The organism is uncultured Porticoccus sp. (assembly GCF_913061305.1).
GTDB lineage: Bacteria > Pseudomonadota > Gammaproteobacteria > Pseudomonadales > Porticoccaceae > Porticoccus.
This window is the reverse complement of the sequence record NZ_CAJXST010000008.1, coordinates 88,585-104,248: the sequence shown is the minus strand read 5'-3', so window position 1 is coordinate 104,248 and position 15,664 is coordinate 88,585. Positions and strand designations below refer to the sequence as shown.

18 protein-coding genes are annotated in these 15,664 nt (G+C 51.7%); 10 read left to right on the top strand and 8 right to left on the bottom strand.

Annotated elements, in window-relative coordinates; all coding sequences use genetic code 11:
- Positions 1-18: 18 nt before the first annotated feature.
- The gene (ectA, locus tag QZ516_RS11000) at positions 19-528 is read right to left on the bottom strand and encodes a diaminobutyrate acetyltransferase (protein ID WP_297189606.1); all 510 of its coding nucleotides are present in this window, start codon (positions 526-528) and stop codon (positions 19-21) included.
- A 232-nt stretch (positions 529-760) separates the two neighbouring features.
- Between ectA and QZ516_RS10995 the strand changes: the two genes are divergently transcribed.
- Positions 761-1,318 (top strand): MarR family winged helix-turn-helix transcriptional regulator, encoded by a 558-nt coding sequence (locus tag QZ516_RS10995; RefSeq protein WP_297189604.1) that lies wholly within the window; start codon positions 761-763, stop codon positions 1,316-1,318.
- Between the two features lie 31 nt (positions 1,319-1,349).
- Here the strand turns inward: QZ516_RS10995 and QZ516_RS10990 are convergent, their stop codons facing one another.
- Positions 1,350-2,453 (bottom strand): phosphoribosylaminoimidazolesuccinocarboxamide synthase, encoded by a 1,104-nt coding sequence (locus QZ516_RS10990; protein ID WP_297189601.1) that lies wholly within the window; start codon positions 2,451-2,453, stop codon positions 1,350-1,352.
- A gap of 138 nt (positions 2,454-2,591) precedes the next feature.
- Positions 2,592-2,987, bottom strand: a complete 396-nt coding sequence (locus QZ516_RS10985; RefSeq protein ID WP_297189598.1) for a DoxX family protein — start codon at positions 2,985-2,987, stop codon at positions 2,592-2,594.
- Positions 2,988-3,161: 174 nt separating this feature from the next.
- Between QZ516_RS10985 and fabV the strand changes: the two genes are divergently transcribed.
- The 6 genes from fabV to QZ516_RS10955 all read left to right on the top strand — a co-directional run bounded on the left by fabV (position 3,162) and on the right by QZ516_RS10955 (position 8,708).
- Positions 3,162-4,349, top strand: a complete 1,188-nt coding sequence (gene fabV, locus QZ516_RS10980) for an enoyl-ACP reductase FabV (RefSeq protein ID WP_297189595.1) — start codon at positions 3,162-3,164, stop codon at positions 4,347-4,349.
- A 114-nt stretch (positions 4,350-4,463) separates the two neighbouring features.
- Positions 4,464-4,697, top strand: a complete 234-nt coding sequence (locus QZ516_RS10975; protein WP_297189592.1) for a DUF2789 domain-containing protein — start codon at positions 4,464-4,466, stop codon at positions 4,695-4,697.
- An 84-nt stretch (positions 4,698-4,781) separates the two neighbouring features.
- On the top strand, positions 4,782-5,714 hold the full coding sequence (lpxL, locus tag QZ516_RS10970) for an LpxL/LpxP family Kdo(2)-lipid IV(A) lauroyl/palmitoleoyl acyltransferase (protein WP_297189589.1): 933 nt from the start codon (positions 4,782-4,784) through the stop codon (positions 5,712-5,714).
- A gap of 263 nt (positions 5,715-5,977) precedes the next feature.
- Entirely contained in the window at positions 5,978-6,892 is a 915-nt protein-coding gene (dapA, locus tag QZ516_RS10965; protein WP_297189587.1) for a 4-hydroxy-tetrahydrodipicolinate synthase, read from the top strand.
- A complete protein-coding gene (bamC, locus tag QZ516_RS10960) occupies positions 6,889-7,932 on the top strand; it encodes an outer membrane protein assembly factor BamC (protein ID WP_297189584.1) in 1,044 nt (347 codons plus the stop codon). Before dapA ends, bamC begins: the two co-directional genes overlap by 4 nt.
- A gap of 2 nt (positions 7,933-7,934) precedes the next feature.
- On the top strand, positions 7,935-8,708 hold the full coding sequence (locus QZ516_RS10955; protein ID WP_297189581.1) for an MBL fold metallo-hydrolase: 774 nt from the start codon (positions 7,935-7,937) through the stop codon (positions 8,706-8,708).
- Between the two features lie 373 nt (positions 8,709-9,081).
- Here QZ516_RS10955 and QZ516_RS10950 read toward each other — a convergent pair whose 3' ends face one another.
- Positions 9,082-9,516 (bottom strand): leucine-rich repeat domain-containing protein, encoded by a 435-nt coding sequence (locus tag QZ516_RS10950; protein ID WP_297189579.1) that lies wholly within the window; start codon positions 9,514-9,516, stop codon positions 9,082-9,084.
- Between the two features lie 138 nt (positions 9,517-9,654).
- On the opposite strand from QZ516_RS10950, the gene QZ516_RS10945 reads away from it, so the two are divergent.
- Both QZ516_RS10945 and QZ516_RS10940 read left to right on the top strand, forming a co-directional pair.
- Positions 9,655-10,305, top strand: coding sequence for an OmpA family protein (locus QZ516_RS10945; RefSeq protein ID WP_297189575.1), 651 nt, complete (start codon positions 9,655-9,657; stop codon positions 10,303-10,305).
- 91 nt (positions 10,306-10,396) lie between these two features.
- On the top strand, positions 10,397-11,119 hold the full coding sequence (locus tag QZ516_RS10940) for a class I SAM-dependent methyltransferase (RefSeq protein WP_297189757.1): 723 nt from the start codon (positions 10,397-10,399) through the stop codon (positions 11,117-11,119).
- Positions 11,120-11,152: 33 nt separating this feature from the next.
- On the opposite strand, the gene QZ516_RS10935 is transcribed toward QZ516_RS10940, so the two are convergent.
- From QZ516_RS10935 to QZ516_RS10920, 4 genes are all read right to left on the bottom strand, one after another.
- Positions 11,153-12,157 carry a DUF481 domain-containing protein gene (locus tag QZ516_RS10935; protein ID WP_297189572.1) on the bottom strand — a complete coding sequence of 335 codons (1,005 nt, stop codon included), beginning with the start codon at positions 12,155-12,157 and terminating at the stop codon, positions 11,153-11,155.
- 180 nt (positions 12,158-12,337) lie between these two features.
- Entirely contained in the window at positions 12,338-13,474 is a 1,137-nt protein-coding gene (dapE, locus tag QZ516_RS10930; protein ID WP_297189569.1) for a succinyl-diaminopimelate desuccinylase, read from the bottom strand.
- 137 nt (positions 13,475-13,611) lie between these two features.
- Positions 13,612-14,643, bottom strand: a complete 1,032-nt coding sequence (gene dapD, locus QZ516_RS10925) for a 2,3,4,5-tetrahydropyridine-2,6-dicarboxylate N-succinyltransferase (RefSeq protein ID WP_297189566.1) — start codon at positions 14,641-14,643, stop codon at positions 13,612-13,614.
- A gap of 22 nt (positions 14,644-14,665) precedes the next feature.
- The gene (locus tag QZ516_RS10920; protein WP_297189563.1) at positions 14,666-15,019 is read right to left on the bottom strand and encodes an ArsC family reductase; all 354 of its coding nucleotides are present in this window, start codon (positions 15,017-15,019) and stop codon (positions 14,666-14,668) included.
- Positions 15,020-15,138: 119 nt separating this feature from the next.
- Here QZ516_RS10920 and QZ516_RS10915 point away from each other — a divergent pair, with 119 nt between their 5' ends.
- Positions 15,139-15,660, top strand: a complete 522-nt coding sequence (locus QZ516_RS10915; protein ID WP_297189560.1) for a histidine phosphatase family protein — start codon at positions 15,139-15,141, stop codon at positions 15,658-15,660.
- The last annotated feature ends 4 nt before the right edge of the window (positions 15,661-15,664 follow it).

Sequence of the window (15,664 nt, the reverse complement as noted above, 5' to 3'; positions counted from 1 at the left end):
ATTAGTCCTTTTCTGGGATTAGGCTTCAGTGGTCACAGGCTGCATAAATGGACCGATTCTGACCAACACCTCTGTGTCATGCTGACCGGCGAAATGCAATTCACGGTCAAATAATGGAGACTTGGCCAGAGGTGCATGTAACTTGTCGGCCAGCCCCTGAAACAATGCCCAGGAAGCTTGATTGTCTTCAGTGATAGTGGTCTCAAGGTGATTGACGTCTTTGCACTCATTGCGAGCGAGAATGCTCGTCAACATTCGCGAGGCAAGACCTTGACCACGTGCTTGTTCGCCGACAGCGACCTGCCAGATAAACAGTGTGCTGGTTTGTTGTGGTGGGCGATAACCCGAGATAAAACCGACCAGTTCTCCTTCAATGTCTGCTGCCACGGATGTACCTGAAAAATGAGTACATTGCAGCAGATTGCAGTAGACGGAGTTTGGGTCGAGAGGAGGACACTGGGCAACCAGCTGGTGTACCTGCACGCCGTCCTCCGGCGTTGGTGGACGAAGTGTTATTTTACGGTCCATAAGAGGTGGCAAAATTCCCGTTATTAATAAAAGTTATAGCTCAAATAATATTTTCTTGTGAAAATTGTTCATTTTATTTGGAAGCTAACAATGACTTCCTTATGTCTAAAAATAATTAAACTATATAATTAGAGCTCTAAACATTATACTCGAAAGCATTAACATGTCCAGTTTGGCCCCGCTGCGGGGGCGGGCGACGGAGTGGATGTATTGCATAATAGGGCGGTATAAATTGACTAGCAGAGGTGGTTCTATCGAACAGGTCTTGGTTGCACTGCGGCGGGTTATCAGGGCGACAGACCTTTACTCCAAACGATTGGCTAAAACGTCCGGTCTGACTGTGCCGCAAATTTTGTTATTGCAGGCGATTCGTGACCGGGGGCAGGTGACAATTGGTGAGCTGGCCGCTGAGATCAGTCTGAGTCAGGCGACGGTAACCACCATTATTGATCGACTCGAGAAACGACAATTGGTTTATCGCGTCCGGTCATCGACAGACAAACGCAAAGTGCATGCTTTTTTGACAGAGAAGGCAGTTGATGTGTTGAAGAATGCACCCACACCCTTGCAGCAACATTTTTCGCGCCAGTATGCCAATCTGAGCGACTGGGAGCAGGCGATGATTGTTTCTGCATTGCAGCGAGTCGCCCAGATGATGGATGCTGAACATATCGATGCCTCCCCAGTGCTGGACTTGGGGAGGCTGGATAGTCAACCCTCCCTGGCCGAGCCGAACGACTTGGTGGCAGGCGCCACTGCTGAGGGGATTGAAACTCCTTCAGCAGATTGAAACTGCCTGGAAAGATAGTTGGAACTATAAATTAGACAACGAGATTATATCGGCTGTTGAGAACATCCATAATCTCCGCTTTCGGCCTATCGGGTAGGTGCAGTTTTCCGCCGATGATCTTTTCGGCAATCGAAACATACGTTTTGGAAACTTCCAGCAAAACAACGGCGGGCAGCTCGTTGTTTCTGGCCAGTGCCTGGCGTTCGGCCATCCGGTCTTTGTTGAGGAGAATATCGGGATCCGGGAAGTGGTTGAGCAGCAACTGCCGAAAACTTTCTTTTGAGTTCTCGACCACTTCGCCATTCCGATAGCTCCGGCCGTCCCAGATACGGGATGAGTCAGGGGTGCCAACCTCGTCCATGTATATCAGCTTTTCAGTACCGGTTTTATCTTTGACGTAGCCGAATTCAAATTTGGTATCCACAAAAATCTGATCCAGTGCAGCCAATTCACGGCTGATAACTTCGAAGCCCTCCCGCAACAGGTTTTCGTAGAGATCGATATCGTCAATACTGCGAAAGTTGAAGGCTGCATGGTTTCTTTCAATATCATGGCGAGTGATATTCACATCATCTGCTTCAGGAATTCCCGGCAGACCTGTCAATATGCCTTTGGTCGATGGCGTAATCAGTAATTCGGGCAGTTTCTGGTCTTTTTTCAGATTATCCGGCAACTGGATGCCGCAGAACTCCCTCTCGCCCTTGGCGTATGCACGCCACATGGAGCCGGTAATGTATTGGCGACAGATAGCCTCGATCATGACCGGGCGGGCTTTTTGAACAATCCAGACCAAGGGGTGGGGGATATCCAGAATGTGGCTGTCTGCCAGGCCTTTCTCGCGAAACAGTCTGAACCAGTGGTTTGAAATGGCATTCAGTGCAGCCCCCTTACCGGGGACGCCATGCATGCCGCCTTCGCCGTGCCAGATGCAGTCAAATGCAGAGATGCGATCACTGATTACCATGATGGCAAGTGGCGCATCGGGTGCCACATTATAACCCTGTTGCTCTATCAGTCTGAGGCTGTCTTTCTCTGTCAGCCAGTAGACTGAACGCACCTTGCCACTGTGCACAGGTGCATCAGTGCGGATCGGGAGATCATTGTTGACGGCGAGAACTTTGTCGGCGAGTTTCATGGTTAAGAGTCCTGTCAGCGGGCAGGTGGTGTTATTGGAATAGTTCTGGGTATTTTACTGACCTCTGCTGATGATCCGGAAACGTTTAATTCTAACAGATCGACAGCCGTCAGTTACAGGTAGCCATACGTTGCTTGGTCAGTCCGGGCGAATGGCATATTTGCCGCTGCCCTGGAGTGCGATAGCCAGTGCCGCTAATAGATAGAGGCCCTGTAACTCCAGCGCCCAGCCACCATTATTGGTCAGCTGGAAGAGCTCCCCCGCGTGGACTAACAATATAGCCACCAGCATATTGCCGATGACCAACAGAGCGCCGGCTCTGGCGAAATAACCGAAAACAATCATCAGCGGACCCAATACCTCACCGAGGTAGACGGCATAGGCAATCTCTGACGGAAGTCCAAATTCCGCCAGTTTGCCTCCGATAAAGCCCAGGGAATCCGGATTAAGGATTTTGGCAATGCCGTGCAACAAAACGAGCAGTCCAACAGCGATGCGCAAAACCAGTTTTGCGAGCTCTTCATAGTAGGTCATAACCAGTTATCTCCGGTATAAACGGGTTTGAAATTATAATTTAACGGGATAGTACCAGTGGGGCAATTCCTTTAATACGCATTCCGGGAGGTTTCTTGGAGCGTCGCTGCCTTCAGAGTATCATTGCGGCGTTATTTTAATTGACTCCCCTTGGGGTTCCTGTGGAGATAGGCAATGATTATTAAGCCGAGAGTTCGCGGTTTTATGTGTATTACCAGCCACCCAGTCGGCTGTGAGGCAAATGTTAAAGAACAGATTGATTACATCAGGCGTCAGGGGCAGATAGATGGTCCCAAGCGTGTACTGGTGATAGGTGCTTCCACAGGATACGGCCTGGCTGCCCGGATCACGGCAGCGTTTGGCTGCGGAGCCTCAACACTGGGCATCTTTTTTGAGAAGGAGGGCGCAGAGAAAAAGCCCGCCTCAGCCGGTTGGTATAACTCGGCAGCATTTCACAAGTTTGCCGATAGGGAGGGTATTTACGCGAAAAGCATTAATGGGGATGCGTTTTCCGATGAGATAAAGCAAAAGACAATTGATACGATCAAAGCCGATCTGGGACAGGTGGATCTGGTGATCTACAGTCTGGCATCTCCCCGGCGCCAGCACCCGAAGACGGGTGAAGTATTCAATTCAACCCTTAAGCCCATCGGGAAGAATGTAACCCTGCGGGGTATCAACACGGATAAGGAAGAAGTTCAGGATTTTTCGTTGGAAGCAGCCACAGAGCAGGAGATTGCCAACACCGTAGCAGTTATGGGTGGTGAGGATTGGCAAATGTGGATAGATGCACTGATAGAGGCTGATGTGTTGGCCTCTGGTGCGAAAACGGCAGCATTTACCTATGTGGGTGAAAAAGTCACCTGGGATTTGTATTGGCACGGTACGATTGGTCAGGCTAAAAAAGACCTGGACAAGAAGGTTGCGGGGATCCGTGAAAAACTGGCGACTGTCGGTGGTGATGCTCGGGTGGCGGTGCTCAAGGCAGTGGTGACGCAGGCCAGTTCCGCGATACCGATCATGCCGCTTTATCTGGCGCTGCTGTTCAAGGTCATGAAGGATGATGGCAGTCACGAAGGCTGTATTGAACAGCTATATCGTCTCTACACAGAATGCCTTTACAGCGACTCCCCTCGCATGGACAGCGAAGGACGAATTCGGGTGGATGAACTGGAGCTCCGTCCGGAAATTCAGCAGCGGGTTGGCGATGACTGGCTGAAAGTCACCAATGAAAATATGGCTGAGCTGACTGACATAAAAGGTTATAAGCATGAGTTTCTCAAGCTCTTTGGCTTTGATATTGACAGTGTGGATTACGAGGTTGATGTCGACCCGGTGGTTCCCATCAGCGGATTGATCTGAGTGTTTGTTCGTTAGCAATGGCCTCTCAATACGGTCTGCTGCTGCAGTTTCAGGTGGAAGTGAATTGCTTCAAGTAACATTGCCAATAGCTGTGGCAGCGCCTATAAGAGATGTATGGATACCAGCGTTCACTCCTTATCTACGCTCTTTGATCAGTTGGGGCTGCCCTCTACCGCAGCCGCCATTGAGCTTTTTATTGCCCTACACCAGCCTCTGCCCCCCGAAACGAGATTAGCTGAAGCGTTGTTCTGGAATGAGGCCCAGAGAGCGTTTCTGGAAGAGGCCATCAGTGAAGATGCCGATTGGGCCGAGCTGGTTGATCAGCTCGATGCCCGTTTCAGGGTCTAGTATTTCAGCTTCAACCCGCGCCCCATGCATGGTTTTACGCATCAACGTCCTTATAATAGCAATCCCTTTTAACCAGTAATTGACATGATTAATAACCATGATTTCAAGTGGCGCTTTCTCCACCCCCGTTATTGGCTGACCTGGTTAAGCTTGGGCTGCTGGCGTTTGTTGGTGATCCTTCCGTATCCGGTGTTGCTTTGGCTCGGTGGTTGTATCGGCCGAATAATGTTCTGGCGGAGCCGCTATCGTCGAGAGGTGGCAGATATCAACCTGCGATGGTGCTTCCCTGAGATGGAAGAATCACAGCGCCAGAAGTTGCTGCGGGATAATTTTATCAGCTATGGCATTGCCTTTTTTGAAATTGGCATGGCCTGGTGGTGGCCCACACAACGGCTTAATAAGCTGATTACCATTGAGGGTCTGGAAAATATCGAGGGCTTGCAGGGTAGGGGAGCGCTGCTGATGGCCATCCACTTCACTACGCTTGAAGTCGGTGCATCTGCCCTGTCTGCGAGACACTCGATTGATGGCATGTACCGTCCCCATAAAAATCCTGTGTATGACTATGTGCAGAGTAAAGGACGCCGGGTAAGAGACCCGCTGGGTGTGGTTTATCCTCGGGAAGACATTCGCGGTATGTTCAAGGCACTTCGCCAGGGTAGAATTATCTGGTATGCCCCCGATCAGGATTATGGGCGAAAACAGAGTGTGTTTGCCCGATTCTTTGGGGTTCCGGCAGCCACGGTCACGGCCACCGCGCGTTTTGCCAAAACCGGCAACGCCCTTGTCCTGCCCTTTTCCCAGGTGAGGTTGCCTGATGGTCAGGGGTATCGGATTGTAGTGCATCCGCCTTTACAAGACTTTCCGACAGGTGATGATCTGGCAGATGCTGAAACGGTTAACCGACAGGTTGAGAAAATGATACTCGAGCAACCGGATCAGTATATGTGGATTCACCGGCGCTTTAAAACCCGCCCGCCCGGCGAATCAAGACCCTATCCCAAGAGCAGCAAATAGTAGAGCCTGCCCAGGCCAAACTGGAAATGACGGATGAAGTGGCCGGAAAACCATCAAGCATAGCGCCAGGATGAGGAACTCTGTCGTGCTCAATGGTCTGACATACAGGTCGCTTCTCTGGCCGGCGGACCCAATCCCCCCCCCCGGCCCTTTGTCACTAACCCTGGAGCCAATGCCTAATTTTTTCATAATGCTTGTGCCCCAGGTTGCTGGTCAGTACCATTACGCGTTCTATTTTTCTTGGCTATTTTGAGGCTCCTCCGATGATCACCGGCAGTATTGTTGCTCTGGTTACGCCCATGTTTCGCGATAATCAGGAAGTTGACTGGGATTGTCTGAAGCGTTTGGTGGAGTGGCATATTGCCCAGGGCACCAATGCGATTGTCGCTGTGGGCACCACCGGTGAGTCGCCGACACTCGATGTGCAGGAACATATGGCGACCATCGCTGCGATTGTCGAAGATGCCGATGGTCGGGTCCCCGTGATTGCTGGCACTGGTGCAAACTCGACCAGAGAAGCCATAGAGTGGACCCATCGAGCGCAACAGATCGGTGCAGATGCCTGCCTGCTGGTAACGCCCTATTACAACAAGCCCACCCAGGAAGGCCTCTATCTTCACCACAAAGCAATTGCAGAAGCCGTGGATATTCCGCAGATTCTCTACAATGTGCCCGGTCGTACGGCCTGTGATATGCTCCCCGCCACTGTTGCGAGGCTTGCCGAAATCCCCAATATTGTCGGTATTAAAGAGGCCACCGGTGACCTAGACCGTGTTAACCAGTTGGTCAGTACCTGCCCTGAGGATTTTGCCATTTATTCGGGCGATGACTTCACTGCGCTGGAATTGATCCTGAGGGGTGGCCATGGTGATATCTCTGTCACGGCCAATGTTGCCCCCAGATTAATGGCTGAGATGTGTCGTTTGGCGCTCGCCGGCGAGGTGGATGCGGCGCGTGAAATAAACAACCGGCTTATTCCTATCCATGAAGCGATGTTTGTCGAATCCAATCCCATCCCGGTCAAGTGGGCTGTAGCGGAAATGGGTTTGATGGAACATGCCATACGTCTCCCGCTTACCGAGTTGTCTGCGGCCTATCATTTAAAAGTTACCAGAGCTCTTGAGCAGGCTGATCTGCTGAGCGGTGTACAAACAGTCAATTCGGAGTTCACTGGATGAAGGCAACACTGAAAAAGCTATCAGTGATTATGGCGTTACTGGCAATGGCTGGTTGTGGAAATAATCTTGTTCGCGACAAAAGTAATGATTATCTGCTCTCAGAGGAAGTCCCGCCGATGGTTGTACCCGAGGGCAAAAGCTCAGGTGCAATCGGTCAGCTTTATGATGTCCCTGCAGTCCCTGATGCTGGGGCTGGTTCAGAATATTTTGTTGTTCCCAGGCCGCAGCCGCTCTCGGAAAATGTTTTTGAAGAAACGGTAAAAATTGAGACATTCTCAGGTAGCCGATGGATAGCGATTAACAAGCCCGCTGAAGAAGTTTGGCCAAGAATCAGAAATATTCTCTCGCGCAGTAGTGTCCCCACGACCCGGGTAGATGCCAGTAGCGGTATTATTGAAACGGGTTGGCTGCAATTCAAGGACGATGAGGACAAGAGCCACCGTTTTCGCTTTAAAATAGTTCCTGGCATCGGTGTCAACAGTACAGAAGCCAGCCTGCTGCAGATGTCTGCACCTATTGGCAAGGAAGGCGATGCGGGTTCTTGGCCCGAGACGTCGATGGATGACTCCCGGGAATTGGAATTCGTCGAAATCGTTTCCAACTCTCTCGCCAGCGAGATCAATAGTGGCAGCGTTTCACTACTTGCCCAGACTATCGGTGGTCAGGAACAGGTTGAGGTGGTCTCTTCCGCAGATACTGATCCCTACATCAAGATGAATCTCAACTATGACAGGGCCTGGGCGTCCCTGCTCAACTCGCTCTCCCGGGGCGGTTACACTATCATCGATCAGAATCGTTCAGCGGGTAGATTACAGGTTGAGTTTCAGGAAATTATTGCTGAAGAGAAGGGGCAGACACTCAAGGAGTGGGTGCTCAATCTTGGCAATAAAGTCGAAAAAGTGCCCCCTGTCGAGTATTGGGTCGAGTTGGTTCGCAATGAGCAGACAGTGGAGGTAAGGATAGCTGATAAGAGCAGGGATAAGCTGGAGCGCTCGCTCGCTATTAAATTGCTCAAGGTAATTCGCGGCAATTTGAGCTGATTATGCGGTTTGCTTCACTGGGGAGCGGCAGCAGGGGTAACGCTACGATTGTGGATGTCGGCTCAACCCGGTTGTTGATTGATTGCGGGTTTTCAATCAAGGAAACGGAGAGGCGACTTGAAAGGCTGGGCACACAGCCCAGTGACCTCAACGCCATTCTGGTGACCCATGAACATGGGGATCATATCCGCGGTGTCCTTCCATTGGCCAGAAAGTACGGATTGACGGTCTATATGACGGCGGGTACCCACCGAGCTCTGTCCTTTTCGCTTTTCTCCGGTATTGATCTCAAGCTGATAGACAGTCACTCGGATTTTGTGATTGGCGATCTTGCTGTGACGCCTGTCGCGGTGCCCCATGATGCCAGAGAACCTGTCCAGTACGTCGTACGGAGCAGTGACAATCTGTCTCTGGGCGTGCTAACCGATTTGGGAAGTATCTCGGCACATGTCATTCAACATTTCATTGGCTGTCACGGATTGCTTCTCGAGTGTAATCACGATGCCGCTATGCTGGCTAACGGCACTTACCCGCCGTCGCTGAAAAGGCGTATTGCCGGTGATTGGGGACATTTAAATAATCGGCAATCACTCGATTTGCTGCAAAATATCCAGACGTACCAGCTACAACAGCTGGTATTGGGTCATATCAGTGAGCAGAACAATTCTCTGGCGGCGGTGCAGGCAATGATGAGTAACCTGCCATCTGATCTGTTTTCCATCCACTATGCCTGCCAGAATGATGGAGTCGACTGGCTGGTACTATCCCGGGTATGAGTGCGATTTTGCCGAAAAACCGTGTTTTTACTGGCGGCAAGCACTTACCCTGCAGCGTATAAAAGCTGGTCAGCCCTCCAAAAGCACTATCAATCAGTTTTATATTGTCCACAATTACACTAATAACCTTAAGTAAATGTTGAGAATCTATTGTAAGTCATTGATTTAGGTTTTTTAAATACCTAACTTAATGATTTGTAAGGGTTTTATGTAATGATCAAAAAGTAGCCATTTTGTTTGAGTGCCCCGTTTTGCGTGGACTCGCCCAAGTTTTACGAAAGTAGTGCACAAAGTTATCCACAGAATTTGTGGGTAACTTTGGAGAACTATTTATCGTTTGTTGTCAACTGATCTGATTGCGGCTCGTTAGAGGTTAGCAATGCCCTGGGAGTTTTACCTGACCCTCGACTTGCTCCGAGAGTAGTTGCCCATCTGAACAGTCGAGAGAGGTATTGGCTTCCAGAGAAACTCTATCGAGGTTAGGTAAATAGAGTAGCGGCTTTATAGAGGTAAGCTGGTTTTGTGCCAGGTTGACGATAATAAGACCCGTGAAAATTTCAAGGCCCGAAAGATCGGCAATTCCTGCGTTAGAACAGTTGAGTTGCGATAACTGGTTCGCGCGGGTCACGGCAAAGTCCTTGATCGCCTGTTCCACGCAGACAGCAAGTGCCGGATCCGGAATTTTGTAGCCGGATAACAGCTCGGGTGGTTCTAGGACAGGTTGTTCGTTAAAGGTGAAAGTATATTTTTCGCAGCCACTCAAAAGCGTGCTGATGACCACAATAACGAAGAGGATGTGTTTTTTCATAGGGTTGGAAACCGCATTTTGTATTAAAGTAAGGCAACGAATTTCAACGCGTTGGCTCTCCTGTTAGTAAGAATATAGTAGTTTATTGTTTCAGGTATCCACGTTCAGTACGTTTTATCGTTTTAATGAGGAAGTGACATGAAAAAAATTCTGTTAGCCATTCTTGCTATCTCCCTGACGGCCTGTATGTCCACAGACCCCTATACCGGACAACAGAAAACCAGCAATACAGCAAAGGGGGCTGGTATTGGGGCCGTGTCGGGCGCTTTGATCGGCGCGGCTACCTCCAGTAGTGGAGACCGCAAGAAGGGGGTTCTGACCGGTGCTGTGGCAGGTGCTGCCGTTGGCGGTGGTATTGGCTATTATATGGACCGTCAGGAAGCCGCACTTCGCGCAAAACTGGAGGGGACCGGAGTTCGGGTTGTTCGCGAGGGTGACAACATCCGCCTTGTCATGCCTAGCAGTATCACCTTTGGTGTGGATCGTCACGAAGTTCGTTCGGAGTTCTATAGCACACTTGAGTCCGTTGCCATTGTCCTAAAAGAGTTTGATAAAACCAATATACGCATTGCCGGACACACGGATTCAACCGGTAGTGCAGAATACAACCAGACCCTGAGTGAGCGGCGTGCAGCCAGTGTTGGCCAGATGCTCATGAGTCAGGGAATTGTGAGTGGACGGGTGTGGAGCACTGGCTATGGTTATCGCTACCCAGTTGCCAGCAATGATACGGCAGAGGGTCGACAAGCCAACCGTCGGGTAGAGCTTGAGCTTGTCCCGATCCAGTAGCACTAAACTGTCTCTCGCTATTTGGCCCCGGCCCGGTTTCGAAAACCGGGCCGGTTTGCTTTCCAGAGAGCTATCGTTACCGCTCCTGCCTGTGGCGTCGGCACAGGACGCACCTGATGCGGCACAAGAGCGGTTGATGCTGGTTGTTGATGATGGGGGGTTGTCGCTACAACAACTGGGCCCAAAAGCGCCGGGGCCGGTTCGATGCGAGTTCGCCTTGGGTGCGGCGCGTCATCGTCGCTTGCACGGCGGCGGCAGGGGGCAGGATATTGCCAAGGCCACCGGCCTAAGCCGTAGTGGATTCCGCCCCCAACTGCTGGATCTTACCGCGGGTCTGGGTCGCGATGGTTTCATACTCGCTTCCCTGGGAGCACAGGTGACCATGATTGAACGAAACCCCGTTATTTTTGCGTTGCTTGCCGACGGGCTTTCTCGAGCCTGTGACACGGCGGAGGCGGAGGAAGACCCTGCCTTGGCGGGGATCCTGCAGCGTATTAAAACGGTCTGTCAGGACTCAGTCGATTACCTGAAAACACTGACGGATCAGCAATGTCCTGATGTCATTTATCTCGATCCCATGTTTCCGCCCAGAGAAAAGTCCAGCAAAGTGAAAAAAGAGATGCAGATTTTTCATCAGCTCGTGGGGCCAGACGATACCGGGGAGTTATTGACCGCGGCTCTCGGCAAGGCGCGTTACCGTGTTGTTGTGAAGCGGCCCGCACACGCCCCGGTTCTGAATGGTCGCGAACCGGGGTATTCTCTCAAGGGAAAATCTACCCGTTTTGATATTTATCCCCTGCAAAAACTGCCCTGAGTTCGCTGGGATTTTCACCACTGGCTGGGCGTTTCACCATTGATAGCCCAGTGAAATGACCCACTCTTCATCTTTCCGTTGCTGCCCCTCACCGGGTTGATTGACATAATCTAAATCATATCGAAGTTCACTGAACAGGCTGCCGAGCAGTGGTATTTTTATACCGGTACTACTCTCCGTCTGATTATTGCTGAAGTCGTCCACGGCCCAGAGGAATTCATTTTCATGGAACAGTGTCATGTCCGTTCCGGGTATGGGCCAATCCATGCGCATTTTCCAACGCCCCGCCAGGTCTTTTTCTGAGTCAGATTCGTCATAGTGGGAAACCAGCAAGGCTGCCCCCAGCTGTAAATTCAGCTTCATCTGATTCGCAAGGTTGATGCGACGGCCCGCACCTGCACCCAGTTGATACTGCTCATCAATGGCACTGAAACGATTTTTTGTGTAGCCGAGACGACCGTAGCTGAACCACTGTTCAGTGAAATCATAATTCAGCTGGTAGTTGGTTTCGTAGTGTTCATCTACCACAACGCCATCAGTTTTTTCTGACTCTGCCAGTAACTCGGTTTCGTGCCTGAACTTTTCCTGCAGCCATTGAGCTCTGACAATGAAGTCCAGCTTTTCGGTATCGGTATTGCCGTCTTTGCGGTTGAAGCCAAACCGCACATCGCCAGCAAAAGTCTTGGGGGGTTCCGTGGCTAAAAGTGTCATGAAGGGTAGTGATGGTTTTGTACCCTCATCACAGTGGCCGGTAACGGTCCCCTCCATCGTCAGGGAGCAGTTGGTGGCTGACTCATCATGACTGGTGACAAACGGCATTTTGGAAGAAGAACTGAAATCGGTGACCTGGTTTTTTGGAATCTTGATCAGACCGAAGATGTCTGATTTCCAGATAACCTGGCTCTCATTCATGGAATCCAGTTCGCCGTGGATAATGTCTCCGTTTTTTAAGGTGATTTCCCCTGCAAGTGACATTACAGGGAACAGCATACAGACCAATAACATCAGGCGGTGGGGTAGGTTACTCAAATCCGGCATTTTCAGTCCTTGTTGGTGTGAGCTATGCAAAGAGAGGCACCCTACAAAAACCGTCATCGAATATCCACTGTGGATGAGAATACATGAAGCGCGTCAGATCGCTCACAACCCGGATGCAGGGCAGTGAGCAGTGGGTTGTGTGCGGGTATGGAGTGGATGATCCCGGGTACGAGAATGACCTTAAGTAAGCAGTTTTTCGAGAATGCGCCGATAAATTTTTTCGAGGGCATCAATATCCTCGACACTGGCGCTTTCGTTGACCTTGTGAATCGTGGCATTCACTGGCCCCAGCTCGACGACCTGACAGCCATGGGGGGCGATGAAGCGACCATCAGAGGTGCCTCCTGCCGTCGAAAGTTGCGTTTCGATGCCGGTGATTTCCCGGATACTGCTTACTGCAGCTTCCACCAGTGGACCCTGTTCTGTAAGAAAGGGCTGCCCGCTGAGGTGCCACTGGAGTTCATAGTCGAGCCGATGTCGTTTGAGAATCGCTTCCGTCCGGGATTTCAGTTGCTCGACGGTCACTTCGGTCGAAAATCGGAAGTTGAAAAGCGCCTCTACAGTTCCTGGAATCACATTGGTTGCACCGGTGCCGGCGTGAATGTTGGACACCTGAAAACTGGTGGCGGGGAAAAAATCATTGCCGTTGTCCCAACACTCGGCGGCAAGGTCGGCCAGTGCTGGAGCCACCTTATGAATAGGGTTGTCCGCCAGTTGCGGGTAGGCCACATGACCCTGGATACCCCTGACCACCAGTTCAGCCCCCAGTGAGCCGCGGCGCCCGTTTTTGATCACATCGCCCACGCATTTGGTGCTGGAGGGTTCTCCCACCAGACACCAATCGGGGATTTTATGGTGGTCCAGTAGCCATTGAACCACCCTCACCGTGCCGTTTACGGCGATACCTTCTTCGTCGCTGGTGATCAGAAAAGCGATCTGTCCCGGGTGATCTGGTTGTGCGGCAACAAAATGTTCTACCGCTATGATCATGGCGGCGAGTGAGCCCTTCATATCGGCAGCTCCCCGGCCGTAGAGCACGCCGTCTTTGATGCAGGGGGAGAAAGGTGGGTGCAGCCAGTCACCTTCTGGGCCAGTGGGCACCACATCGGTATGCCCGGCAAAACAGAGCGTTGGGCCACCTTCGCCGCGCACGGCCCAAAAATTGTCCACATCGCCGAAGGGCAGTCTGACCACACAAAAACCGATGGCCTCCAGGCGCTCAATCATCAGCTGCTGACACCCCTCATCCGCCGGTGTCACCGAGCGACGTTTGATCAGTTCACAGGCCAGTTCAAGGGTGGGGGAAAGGGTAGTCATTCAGTGATACTCCGGGGCAGTCATCACAAGTTTAATGGGCTGGGCCAGCCCAGGCCACTGGCAATTTCTGCCAATAGGCAGTATATGGCGGCAGAGTCAGTCCGGAGCGCTACAGGGCGACCGGACTGGCAGATATCCTAATTGGATACGTGCAACGCCTCATTCAATTCCACGGCAGATTTATTGATCAGGCACTCCACGGCTCCAGTCGCAGAATTTCGGCGGAAGAGCAGATCATCCTTGCCAGCCAGCTCTCTCGCTTTGGTTTGCCCCACCAACTGGTTCTGGTCATCCAGCAGGCTTACTTTGGTTCCGGCGGTGATATAGAGCCCGGCCTCCACGGTACAGCGGTCACCCAGGGGAATTCCCAAGCCGGAATTGGCGCCCAACAGACACTGGTTGCCAATAGTGATAATGATATTGCCGCCACCGGAGAGGGTGCCCATGGTAGAGCTGCCACCGCCCAAATCTGAACCGGATTTAACGAATACACCCTGAGAGATTCGGCCTTCCACCATACTGGTACCTTCGGTGCCGGCGTTAAAATTCACGAAGCCCTCATGCATGATAGTAGTGCCTTCACCGATATAAGCCCCGAGGCGTACCCTTGCCGTATCGGCGATGCGAACGCCGGTGGGAACAACGTAATCCACCATCTTGGGAAACTTGTCCACGCTGTCTACGGACAGGGTGGAACCTGCCAGGCGGGCCTGTAACTGCCGTGCGGGCAGCTCCCCTATGTCGATGGCGCCCTCACTGGTCCAGGCGACATTGCGCAGCACGCCGAACAATCCGGTCAGGTTTGTGGTGTTGGGTTTTACCAGACGGTGGGATAGCAGGTGCAATTTCAGGTAACCCTCGGGTACAGAGGCCGGGGCATCGTCGCTGACAAGCACAGTGGCTACCACCGGGCGAGTGCTCTGTTGAAACTGCCTGGCAATCTCTGATTGCGCTGTTTCTCCCGACGCTGCGAAGGCTGCAGCAAGCGTATCCAGCTGTTCAGTGGTGAGAGTGATCACCTGATTTTTGCCCTGAATTTCCAGTGCGGACTGAATCGCAGTGAGGATAGTGTCTCCGGGATTTAGTAAGGGTTTTGGGTAGAAAACCTCGAGCCATTCGCCGTTGTTATTCTGGGTGCCGATGCCCAATCCAAAGCTGTAGAGTGTCATTGCTTGTTATGTCTCCGGAAGATTACAAATTAAAAAGTAAAGCGTACTGGTTTGGCCGAAAGCCAACGGTAATAGTGCCGTTCTGGTCGAGCACCGGGCGTTTGATCATGGCTGGGTATTCCATAAGCAGGTCGACAACATTGTCTGCAGAGACCTGCTCTTTGACTGCCGGTTCCAGTTTCCGCCAGGTGGTGCCCACCTTGTTGAGTACCTTTTCCCAACCGGCAGCGGCGATCCAGCTTTCGATCATTTGCGGGTCGAGGCCGTCGGTGCGGACGTCGTGGAAGCGATAGCTCACCTGTTGTTCATCCAGCCAATGGCGCGCCTTTTTCACGGTATCGCAGTTCTTGATGCCGTAGAGAATGGTTTCGGTCATAGGATTTGTCACTTGGTTGTCATGAATTGGCGTTATCAAGCATCAATACACATAATTAATCGGGTTTAAGCAGCGGCGAAGGATAGCAAACTTGGGCCACGCATTCACGGGAGACTGCCATGAAGACGATCGTATTGATTCGTCATGCCAAATCCAGCTGGAAAGATACTACCTTACCGGACCTGGATCGGCCCCTTAATCGCCGTGGCCGGCTGAACGCTCCGGAAATGGGCCGCCGGTTGCAGGAGCAGCCGGTTTCCTTGAAGCGGGTTTTCTCTAGTCCGGCGGTGAGGGCCATGGAAACGGCGGAGTGGTTAATGCCCAGCCTGGGGTTGAGTCCCGCAAAGCTTGAAGTGGTCACGCCCCTGTATACCTTTAATTACGAAGATATCCTGGCCTGGCTGCGGTCTCTGGACAGAGATGCTGACCAGTTCGCCCTGATTTGTCACAATCCGGCCATAACTGATATGGTGAACTTTCTCGCCCTGATGCAGATCGATAAAATTCCGACCTGTGGTATTGCCCTGCTGCAGATTGATGTAAACCATTGGCAGGATTTGGGCGCGGGCATGGCCGAGTTGAGCTATTTCGGTTTCCCCAAAAGCGTCAGTGGAAAAACTATTTCACTGGGTCCAGGCTAGATGA

What these genes read in the sequence shown, in the direction of transcription:
- QZ516_RS10920 (WP_297189563.1), bottom strand. Translation starts at nt 15,019, where the DNA reads ATGACCGAAACCATTCTCTACGGCATCAAGAACTGCGATACCGTGAAA.
- QZ516_RS10985 (WP_297189598.1), bottom strand. Translation starts at nt 2,987, where the DNA reads ATGACCTACTATGAAGAGCTCGCAAAACTGGTTTTGCGCATCGCTGTT.
- QZ516_RS10945 (WP_297189575.1), top strand. Translation starts at nt 9,655, where the DNA reads ATGAAAAAAATTCTGTTAGCCATTCTTGCTATCTCCCTGACGGCCTGT.
- dapA (WP_297189587.1), top strand. Translation starts at nt 5,978, where the DNA reads ATGATCACCGGCAGTATTGTTGCTCTGGTTACGCCCATGTTTCGCGAT.
- QZ516_RS10990 (WP_297189601.1), bottom strand. Translation starts at nt 2,453, where the DNA reads ATGAAACTCGCCGACAAAGTTCTCGCCGTCAACAATGATCTCCCGATC.
- QZ516_RS10915 (WP_297189560.1), top strand. Translation starts at nt 15,139, where the DNA reads ATGAAGACGATCGTATTGATTCGTCATGCCAAATCCAGCTGGAAAGAT.
- ectA (WP_297189606.1), bottom strand. Translation starts at nt 528, where the DNA reads ATGGACCGTAAAATAACACTTCGTCCACCAACGCCGGAGGACGGCGTG.
- bamC (WP_297189584.1), top strand. Translation starts at nt 6,889, where the DNA reads ATGAAGGCAACACTGAAAAAGCTATCAGTGATTATGGCGTTACTGGCA.
- QZ516_RS10935 (WP_297189572.1), bottom strand. Translation starts at nt 12,157, where the DNA reads ATGCCGGATTTGAGTAACCTACCCCACCGCCTGATGTTATTGGTCTGT.
- fabV (WP_297189595.1), top strand. Translation starts at nt 3,162, where the DNA reads ATGATTATTAAGCCGAGAGTTCGCGGTTTTATGTGTATTACCAGCCAC.
- QZ516_RS10955 (WP_297189581.1), top strand. Translation starts at nt 7,935, where the DNA reads ATGCGGTTTGCTTCACTGGGGAGCGGCAGCAGGGGTAACGCTACGATT.
- QZ516_RS10950 (WP_297189579.1), bottom strand. Translation starts at nt 9,516, where the DNA reads ATGAAAAAACACATCCTCTTCGTTATTGTGGTCATCAGCACGCTTTTG.
- dapD (WP_297189566.1), bottom strand. Translation starts at nt 14,643, where the DNA reads ATGACACTCTACAGCTTTGGATTGGGCATCGGCACCCAGAATAACAAC.
- dapE (WP_297189569.1), bottom strand. Translation starts at nt 13,474, where the DNA reads ATGACTACCCTTTCCCCCACCCTTGAACTGGCCTGTGAACTGATCAAA.
- lpxL (WP_297189589.1), top strand. Translation starts at nt 4,782, where the DNA reads ATGATTAATAACCATGATTTCAAGTGGCGCTTTCTCCACCCCCGTTAT.
- QZ516_RS10975 (WP_297189592.1), top strand. Translation starts at nt 4,464, where the DNA reads ATGGATACCAGCGTTCACTCCTTATCTACGCTCTTTGATCAGTTGGGG.